Annotated in this window: 9 protein-coding genes and 1 pseudogene; 4 read left to right on the top strand and 6 right to left on the bottom strand. The window is 70.3% G+C overall.

Annotation, left to right across the window (positions count from 1 at the left end):
• The 3 genes and pseudogenes from I53_RS28575 to I53_RS28565 all read left to right on the top strand — a co-directional run.
• Positions 1 to 213, top strand: a pseudogene (locus tag I53_RS28575) (aminotransferase); the annotation flags it as partial.
• Between the two features lie 134 nt (positions 214 to 347).
• Positions 348 to 560 (top strand): hypothetical protein, encoded by a 213-nt coding sequence (locus I53_RS28570; protein ID WP_020090818.1) that lies wholly within the window; start codon positions 348 to 350, stop codon positions 558 to 560.
• Positions 561 to 673: 113 nt separating this feature from the next.
• Entirely contained in the window at positions 674 to 1,033 is a 360-nt protein-coding gene (locus I53_RS28565) for a hypothetical protein (protein WP_043357408.1), read from the top strand.
• Positions 1,034 to 1,054: 21 nt separating this feature from the next.
• Here I53_RS28565 and I53_RS28560 read toward each other — a convergent pair whose 3' ends face one another.
• On the bottom strand, positions 1,055 to 1,393 hold the full coding sequence (locus I53_RS28560) for a DUF3140 domain-containing protein (RefSeq protein ID WP_043357406.1): 339 nt from the start codon (positions 1,391 to 1,393) through the stop codon (positions 1,055 to 1,057).
• Positions 1,394 to 1,592: 199 nt separating this feature from the next.
• Between I53_RS28560 and prfB the strand changes: the two genes are divergently transcribed.
• A protein-coding gene (gene prfB / locus I53_RS28555; RefSeq protein WP_100794053.1) for a peptide chain release factor 2 occupies positions 1,593 to 2,721 on the top strand; the annotation gives its coding sequence in 2 pieces (ribosomal slippage) (positions 1,593 to 1,661 and positions 1,663 to 2,721; 1,128 coding nt in all).
• 218 nt (positions 2,722 to 2,939) lie between these two features.
• On the opposite strand, the gene ggt is transcribed toward prfB, so the two are convergent.
• The 5 genes from ggt to I53_RS28530 all read right to left on the bottom strand — a co-directional run.
• Positions 2,940 to 4,541: a gamma-glutamyltransferase gene (ggt, locus tag I53_RS28550; RefSeq protein WP_043357403.1), complete on the bottom strand. Its 1,602-nt coding sequence runs from the start codon at positions 4,539 to 4,541 to the stop codon at positions 2,940 to 2,942.
• 202 nt (positions 4,542 to 4,743) lie between these two features.
• Positions 4,744 to 5,667, bottom strand: a complete 924-nt coding sequence (locus tag I53_RS28545; protein WP_043357401.1) for an ABC transporter ATP-binding protein — start codon at positions 5,665 to 5,667, stop codon at positions 4,744 to 4,746.
• Positions 5,664 to 6,692 (bottom strand): ABC transporter ATP-binding protein, encoded by a 1,029-nt coding sequence (locus I53_RS28540; protein ID WP_043357400.1) that lies wholly within the window; start codon positions 6,690 to 6,692, stop codon positions 5,664 to 5,666. Before I53_RS28540 ends, I53_RS28545 begins: the two co-directional genes overlap by 4 nt.
• Positions 6,689 to 7,603: an ABC transporter permease gene (locus I53_RS28535; protein WP_043357398.1), complete on the bottom strand. Its 915-nt coding sequence runs from the start codon at positions 7,601 to 7,603 to the stop codon at positions 6,689 to 6,691. Before I53_RS28535 ends, I53_RS28540 begins: the two co-directional genes overlap by 4 nt.
• 301 nt (positions 7,604 to 7,904) lie before the next feature.
• On the bottom strand, positions 7,905 to 8,320 hold a 416-nt coding region (locus tag I53_RS28530), incomplete at its 5' end, for an ABC transporter permease (RefSeq protein ID WP_043357396.1).

Below are 8,320 nucleotides of genomic sequence, written 5' to 3'. Positions count from 1 at the left end.
GGCAGCCTCGAATTCTCCAAGCTGCTGCTGGAGAAGTCGGATGTCGCGGTGGCGCCCGCATCGGGATTCGGCGAATTCGGCGACGAGTATGTCCGCATCGCGCTGGTCGAGAACGAGCAGCGCATCCGGCAGGCCGCGCGCAACATCCGCCGGTTCTTCGACGGCACCGACAAGACCCTGCACAACGTCGTGCCGATGGTCCGGGCCGGCTAGCCGACCCCGCGCGGATTGTTGCCGCGGGGCGACAGGCTCCGCCAAAGGCGCCGACGCCCCGCGCCGGCGCTTGTCAGGACGGATCGCGATGGCCAGGGTCAGGTGCGGGGGTCCTCCCGCGTCCCGAGTGTCGCATGCGCCGCCTGAACCTGATCGCCGCCCTGCTGCTCGCCGCCGCGGCCTCGGCCTGTGCGCCGAACCCGATCATCGCCCGGGATCCGATCCCCGCGCCCGGCCCGGCGGACGTGTATGCGTGCGACTCGAAGCCGTTGCCGGTCAACGCCTTCACGACGGATTGCCGCCCCGTGCCGGCGAGCCCGCAGGTTGTCCTGCGCGCCCGCGGCTGATCCGCGCCGGCATTTCGGTAACCGGTCGATTCGGATGGGCCGGACAAGCCGCCCGCGATCAGCTAGACTGTAGGCCAGATGCCGGACCGGCCGGCCCCCTGACGGAGCATCGCGTGAGCACCAAGACCCTGATCGCCGCCGGACTGCTCGCCCTCCTGGCGGGGCAGGGCGCCTCGGCCTCCGACGCCGCCTACCCGCCCGCGCCGTACCAGCCCCGCGCCTTCGTGTTCACCGCGCCGAACGGGCCCACCGTTCTCGAGACCGAGGGGTGCTGCCAGGTGGTGGTGCCGCCGGGCCGTCCCGATCTCGCGCAGCCCGCGGTCCCGGTCGCCGAGGTGATGAACGGCGGCGGTTTCGGCTATACGGGCTTCGACTATTACAACGACCAGATCACCGAGGGCCGGTTCGGCGCGCGCAAGCGGCCGAAGGAGTACGTGATCGCTCCGTCCTACATCGTGCCGCCGCGCTACTGAGCCGCCGGGCGTTCCGGAGCCTCAATCCTTGTGCGGATCGTGGCCCCAATTCATCAGCGACAACCGCCACGGTGAGTCGGGGTCCTTCCGGGCCTCTCCGCCCTGCTTGAGATGGCGGTGGACGTAGCCCACCACCTTGCGCATAGCGGCGTAATCGTCGTCCGTCAGGTCGGCCTTCTTCGTATCCTTGATCGCCAGGATGCGCCGGCCCATCGCGTGGCCGGTGGACTCGCCGCCGCCCTTCTTCTGGCCGACCTCCTTGCTGGCCTCGCTGTCGAGGTGCTTCTTCAGCGCCGCGGGCGTCATATTGACGGCCTCGTTGAAGTCCGTCCACGTCGCCGCGTGATCGTCGTCCGCCATCCGCTTGCCTCCTGGGCCCTGTCGTTCGTGCCCGACAACGCGCCCGAGGCTTGCCGGCTCGCCTCCTTCCCTGCGGTCGGGCGCCGCACGGGCGGCATGCGACGCGACGCGGGAGCGTTTACAGGCCGGGTCCCGGGGGCTATCACCCCGACCCGACGAGCCTCCATTCTTTCCCCAAACCCCATTCCCGAAAAACCAGATGCGCGCCGAGATCGAGCAAGCCTCGGATGCCGCCAAGCAGTCTATAGGGCTGCTGAGGAGGCATCTTTGACTGGGATACAGTCGATAAACGCCTCGCGGAGCTGAACGCGGCTTCCGAGAACCCCGACCTCTGGAACGATGCCGAGGCCGCCCAGAAGGTCATGCGCGAGCGCCAGCAGCTCGACGAGGCCGTCACGGCGATCAAGAAGCTGGAGCGCGACCTCGAGGACGGCGCCACGCTGATCGAGCTCGGCGAGATGGAGGGTGACGAATCCTCGATCCGCGAGGGCGAGGCGGCGATCCTGGCCGTCGAGAAGGAGGCCGCGAGCCGGCAGGTCGAGACCCTGCTGTCCGGCGAGGCCGACGGATTCGACACCTATCTCGAGGTCCATGCCGGGGCCGGCGGCACTGAGAGCCAGGACTGGGCCAACATGCTTCAGCGCATGTATGCCCGCTGGGCCGAGCGTCGGAAGTACAAGGTCGAGGTCGTCGAGATGACCGACGGCGAAGAGGCCGGGATCAAGGGCGCCACGCTCCTGATCAAGGGCCACAACGCCTATGGCTGGCTCAAGACCGAGTCCGGCGTGCACCGTCTGGTGCGGATCTCGCCCTACGATTCCAGCGCCCGGCGGCACACCAGCTTCGCCAGCGTCTGGGTCTATCCGGTGATCGACGACCGGATCGAGATCGAGATCAAGGAATCCGACTGCCGGATCGACACCTATCGGTCGTCGGGCGCCGGTGGCCAGCACGTGAACACCACCGACTCGGCGGTGCGCATCACCCACAACCCCACCGGGATCGTGGTGGCGTGCCAGCAGGAGCGCTCGCAGCACAAGAACCGGGCGACCGCCTGGAACATGCTGCGCGCCCGCCTCTACGAGGCGGAGCTGAAGAAGCGCGAAGAGAAGGCCAACGCCGAGGCCGCGTCCAAGACCGATATCGGCTGGGGTCACCAGATCCGGTCCTACGTGCTGCAGCCGTACCAGCTGGTGAAGGACCTGCGCACCGGCACCCAGTCCACCGATCCGGACGAGGTGCTCGACGGCGATCTCGATCCGTTCATGGAGGCCTCGCTCGCCCAGCGGGTCTACGGCGGTGGTGAGGCGGTCGAGGATATCGACTGATCCGAACCTCCGGGGATCCGAACGATTGTCGTTCCGGTCCCCGGGGCGTCCAATCCGATCACCTCATCCTGAGGTGCCGGAGCGTAGCGGAGGCCTCGAAGGAGGTCTCCGGATACCGTTGCGATTGCGGGAGCTCTCCTTCGAGGCCCGCTGACGCGGGCACCTCAGGATGAGGGCGGTGGGTGGGAAGGCCTTGAGCATCCCACCGGCCAAGCCCCTCAATACCCCAGCGCCGCCCCGTCCTTGCGCGGGTCCGAGCCGGCCGCCAGCGTGCCGGCCTTGCGGTCGATCCAGATGATCTGGCCGCCGCCGAGCGGCAGCGGCGCGCGGATCGCCGGGTGGCCGCGCTCGATCAGCCCCGCCATCACCGCGTCGGAGATCCCGCCCTCGACCTCCAGGCTGCCGCCATAGGCGAAGCTGCGCGGGGCATCGAGCGCCTCCTGCACGTCGAGGCCGCGGTCGATGAGCCCGGAGAGCAGCTCGACATGGCCCATGGCCTGATAGTGGCCGCCCATGACGCCGAACGGCGCGACCGCCTGCCCGTCCTTCATCAGCATGCCGGGGATGATCGTGTGCATCGGCCGCTTGCCGGGCCCGACGCTGTTCGGGTGGCCGCCCTCCGTGCGGAACGACAGGCCGCGATTGTGCAGCAGGACGCCGCTCTCGGGTGCCAGGATGCCGGAGCCGAAGCCCTGGAAGATCGAGTTGATCAGCGACAGGGCGTTGCCGTCCCGATCGACCACGCAAAGATAGACCGTGTCCTTGTGGGCGCGGCCCTCGGCGATTTCCTGCCTGATCTCGGGATAGATCTCCGGCTCGCGGGCCCGGCCCATGTCGATCGCCCCGTGGGCGGCGGCCTTCCAGGCGTCGGAGAGGAGGTGCTCGATCGGCACCTGGGCGAGGGCGGCGTCGCCGAACAGGACGTCGCGGTGATGATAGCCCTGCTTGCAGGTCTCGGCGAAGAGATGCAGCCGGTCGAGGTCCGAGAGGGCGCCGACGTCGTAATGCGTGAGCACGTTGAGCATCATCAGCGCCGCCAGGCCTTGGCCTGCGGGCGGGCACTCGTAGACGTCGTAGCCCCGGTAGCGGGTTGAGACGGGTGTCACCATGTCGGGCCGGGCAGCGGCGAAGTCGTCCAGGGTGTGCAGGCCGCCGAGCGCGTTGAGCCGGCTCACCATGTCTTCAGCCACCGGCCCCGTGTAGAAGCCGCGCGCGCCCTCCTGGGCGATGCGCCGGAGCGTCGCCGCGAGCTTCGGCAGGCGCAGGACGCTGCCGATGGCCGGCACCTGCCCGCCGGGCAGGTAGGTCTCGGCGGCGTGCGGATCGGCGGCGACGCGCTCCGCGCCCCGCTGCCAGTCCCAGCCGACCCGCTGCTGGATCACGAACCCGTCCTCCGCGTAGCGGATCGCCGGCTGGAGGAGCTCACCCAGCGAGCGGGTGCCGTGCTCGCGGACGAGCAGGTCCCAGGCTGCGACGGCACCCGGCACCGTGACGGCGTGCGGCGAGGTCGGCGTGATGGCGACGCCGTGCTCGGCATACCAGTCGGGCGTGGCGGCGGCCGGGGCGCGGCCCGAACCGTCCAGGGCGAGGGGCTTGGTGGCGCCGGCGGGGGCGTAGAGGGCGAAGCAGTCGCCGCCGATGCCGGTCATCAGCGGGTCGACCACGCATTGCACGGCGACCGCCGCGATGCCGGCATCCACGGCGTTGCCGCCCGCGCGCAGCACCTCGATGGCGGCGAGAGTCGAGAGCGGGTGCGAGGTCGCGACGGCGGCGTTGGCGGCATAGACCGGGGAGCGGCCGGGGGCGGAGAAGTCTCTCACGGGATGTCCTGCTGTATGGATCGTCTCGACGAGACGACGCTGCTTGATCCAAAAATCGGCCTCATCCTGAGGTGCCGGAGCGCAGCGGAGGCCTCGAAGGAGGGCTCCAGGGATCGTGCGGCTCGCTGGAGCCCTCCTTCGAGGCTCGCTGTGCTCGCACCTCAGGATGAGGGAGGAGGGTGGGAAAGAGAAAGTGGGCTTGTCACGCGCCCTGACCCTCGGGCATCGCCACCCAATGCCCCGGCGCCACTTCAATGAGCGACCCGTCCGGCGGCTGGTCGTGGCCGGCGAGGTCCCGCGCGGCGAGCCGGGCGCGCTCCTCGGCCGGGTGCGGCACCGGCACGGCCGCGAGCAGGCGGCGCGTGTAGGGATGGCGCGGATCCTCGTAGAGGGCGTCGGCCTCGGCCATCTCGACGATCCGCCCGCGCCAGAGCACCGCGACCCGGTGGCAGAGGTAGCGGACCATCCGGAGGTCGTGGGAGATGAACAGGTAGGACAGCCCCATCTCGTCCTGCAGGTCCTGGAGCAGGTTCACCACCTGCGCCTGGATCGAGACGTCGAGCGCCGCGATCGGCTCGTCGGCGACGATGAAGCTGGGCTTCAGGGCGATCGCCCGGGCGATGCAGATGCGCTGGCGCTGGCCGCCCGAGAACTGGTGCGGGTAGCGCCCCATGAACCGCGGATCGAGCCCGACCCGCTGGAACAGCGCCGCGACGGCCTCACGCCGCTCCGGGCCCCGCATGTCCCGCCGGTGCAGCTTGAACGCTTCGGCGACATAATCCCCAGCGGTCATGCGCGGGTTGAGGGCCGCGTAGGGGTCCTGGAACACGGTCTGCATCCGGGCGCGCATTCTGCGCATCGCGCCCGCCGAGAGCTTGGCGAGGTCGGTGCCCTCGAAGGCGATCGTGCCGGATGTCGGCGGGTTGAGCATCGTCACGGCCCGGCCGATCGTGGACTTGCCGGAGCCGGATTCGCCGACGAGCCCCAGGGTCTCGCCGGGACGGATGTCGAAGCTCACCCCCTCGACGGCGCGGAACACCGAGGCCTTGCCGCCCCACCACGAGCGCAGGGGATAGTGCTTGGACAGGTCCCGCACCGAGACGACCGGATAGTCCTGCGGGCTCATCGCGCGGCCTCCCGGCTCAGAAGCTGCGGCAGGTCGTACCAGGCGGCGACGAGGTGGCCGGGGGCGGCGCCGGGCGCCTGCGCCAGGGGCGGCATCTCGGCCCGGCACCGGGGCGTCGCGTAGGCGTTGCGCGGCGCGAAGGGATCGCCCGGCGGCAGGTGGCGCATGTCCGGGGGCGCCCCCTCGATCTGGTGCAGGCGCCGGCGCCCGGCCCGGCCGCCGGAGAGGTCCGGCAGGGAGCGCAGAAGCCCCAGCGTGTAGGCGTTGCGGGGATCCGAAAAGATGTCGTCCACCGGGCCGCGCTCCAGGATCCGGCCGGCATACATCACCTGCACGGTGTCGCTGATGCCGGCCACCACGCCGAGGTCGTGGGTGATCCAGATGATCGCCATGTCGAGCTCACGCTTCAGCTCCTGCACCAGGCCCACGATCTCGGCCTGGACGGTGACGTCGAGGGCGGTGGTCGCCTCGTCGGCGATCAGCAGCTTCGGGCGACAGCTCAGGCCGATGGCGATCATCACCCGCTGGCGCTGGCCGCCGGAGAACTCGTGCGGGTACTGGTCGAGGCGCGCTCCCGCGTTCGGGATGCGGACGAGGTCGAGCAGTTCCTTCGCCCGGACGCGGGCGGCGCGGGCGTCGAGGCCCAGATGGATGCGCAGGGGCTCGATGATCTGCGCCGCTACGGTCATGCCGGGGTTGAGCGAACTCATCGGGTCCTGGAACACGAAGCCGATCGCGCCGCCCCGAACCTTTCGGAGGTCCCGCTCCTTCAGGGCGAGGAGATCGCGCCCCTCGAACAGCACCTGCCCGCCGGTGATGCGGCCGGGCGGGCGCGGGATCAGGCCCAGCATGGCGAGCACGTGCACGCTCTTGCCGGAACCCGACTCGCCGACGATCCCCAGGGTCTCACCCTCGTGCAGGGTGTAGGAGACGCCGTTGACGGCGTGGACCGCGCCGCCGTCGGTGTCGAACGCGACCGCGAGGTCGCGGACGTCGAGGAGAGGCTTGGTCATGGGCGCTGTCATGTGCGCTGCCTCGGGTCGAGGGCGTCCCGCAGGCCGTCGCCGAACAGGTTGAAGGCGAGGACGGCGAGGAAGATCGAAAGGCCGGGCCAGATCGCCATCCAGGGCGCCTCGTCCATGAAGTTCTTGGCGGTGTTGAGCATCGCCCCCCAGGAGGGTTCCGGCGGCTGCTGGCCGAGGCCCAGGAACGACAGGCTCGCCTCCGCGATGATGGCGGCCGCGATGGTGAGCGTCGCCTGCACGAGGATCGCCGGCACGATGTTGGGCAGGATGTGGACCCGGGCGATCCGCCAGGGCGGGTTGCCCATGGCCCGGGCCGCCTCCACGAACTCCTCCGCCGCCACCGCGCGCACCTGCGCCCGGGTCAGCCGGATGAAGGTCGAGGTCGCCGAGAGGCCGATGGCGATCATCGCGTTGACGAGGCTGGGGCCCAGGAAGGCCGCGAGCGCGATCGCCAGGATCAGGAAGGGAATTGCCAGGAGCGCGTCGGTAAGGCGCGAGATCGCCCCGTCGATCCAGCCGCCCGCGTAGCCGGCGAGCAGTCCCAGCGGCAGGCCGAGGGACACCGCCAGCGCCACCGACACGAGGCCGGCGCCGAGGGAGGCGCGGGCGCCGAAGATGATCCGCGAGAGGACGTCGCGGCCGACCTCGTCGCCGCCGAACGGGTGCGCGAGGCTCGGCGCGCCGCGGACGTTGCCCCAGTCGGTGGCGGTGGGATCGTAGGGGGCGATCCAGGGGGCGAAGACCGCCATGAGGATCAGCAGGCCTACGATGATGAGGCCCGCCACCGCGCTCTTGCGCGCGCGCAGGCGCCGCCAGAAGGCCGCGAGGGTGCCGGGTTCCTGGATGAGGGCCGGCGTGCCCGCGGGGGCCGCGAGGCCGGTGGCTTCGGCGATGGGGGTGCCGGTGCTCATCGGGGGCTCGCGGGGTTGGCAGCGATGCGTACGATCCGCGCACACTGCTTTTCAGCGCAGCCCATGATGGTTTCAGGCCGGCCAGTGCGAGATGCGACGCGCTCCCTCTCCCGTGCGGGAGAGGGTTGGGGTGAGGGATCAGGTCTTTCCGGAGAGTTCTCCTCCCTCACCCGGCTTTCTGCGAAAGCAGACCTCTCCCGCTCGGGAGAGGGGACCCGCGCTTCACTCTGTGCACTCAATTGTAACTCCCGAAGTCGCAGCTCTGAAGACTGCGAGAGCGAGGCGCGGGCAATCCTTGCGCTCATGCCCGCCTCAGCTTCGGGTTCACGGCGGCCGAGAGCAGGTCGGCGGCGAGGTTCAGGGCGATGTAGGTGGCGGCGGTGCAGATCACGACGCCCTGCACGGTGGCGAAATCCCGGTTGAACACGGCATCGACCATCAGCTTCCCGAAGCCCGGCACGGAGAAGACCTGCTCGGTGAGCACCGCCCCCGACAGGAGCTGGCCGAATTCCAGCGCCCCCAGGGTGATGATCGGGATCGCAGCGTTCGGCAGCGCGTGCCGCAGGGTGACCCGCAGGGGCGAGACGCCCTTGGCCCGGGCCGTGCGGACGTAGTCGGAGCCGAGCACGCCCAGCATCGCCGCGCGGGTGTGGCGCATCATCACCGCCGCGATGGCGTTGCCGAGCACGAAGGCCGGCATCACCATGGCGGCGAGGT

Source organism: Methylobacterium sp. B1 (assembly GCF_000333255.1).
GTDB lineage: Bacteria > Pseudomonadota > Alphaproteobacteria > Rhizobiales > Beijerinckiaceae > Methylobacterium > Methylobacterium fujisawaense.
The sequence above is the reverse complement of the archived record's forward strand: the minus strand, read 5'-3'. Positions and strand labels throughout refer to the sequence as shown.

Coding starts and splice junctions, on each gene's coding strand:
- I53_RS28570 (WP_020090818.1), top strand. CDS start 348: ATGCGCCGCCTGAACCTGATCGCCGCCCTGCTGCTCGCCGCCGCGGCC.
- I53_RS28560 (WP_043357406.1), bottom strand. CDS start 1,393: ATGGCGGACGACGATCACGCGGCGACGTGGACGGACTTCAACGAGGCC.
- I53_RS28545 (WP_043357401.1), bottom strand. CDS start 5,667: ATGAGCCCGCAGGACTATCCGGTCGTCTCGGTGCGGGACCTGTCCAAG.
- I53_RS28540 (WP_043357400.1), bottom strand. CDS start 6,692: ATGACAGCGCCCATGACCAAGCCTCTCCTCGACGTCCGCGACCTCGCG.
- I53_RS28535 (WP_043357398.1), bottom strand. CDS start 7,603: ATGAGCACCGGCACCCCCATCGCCGAAGCCACCGGCCTCGCGGCCCCC.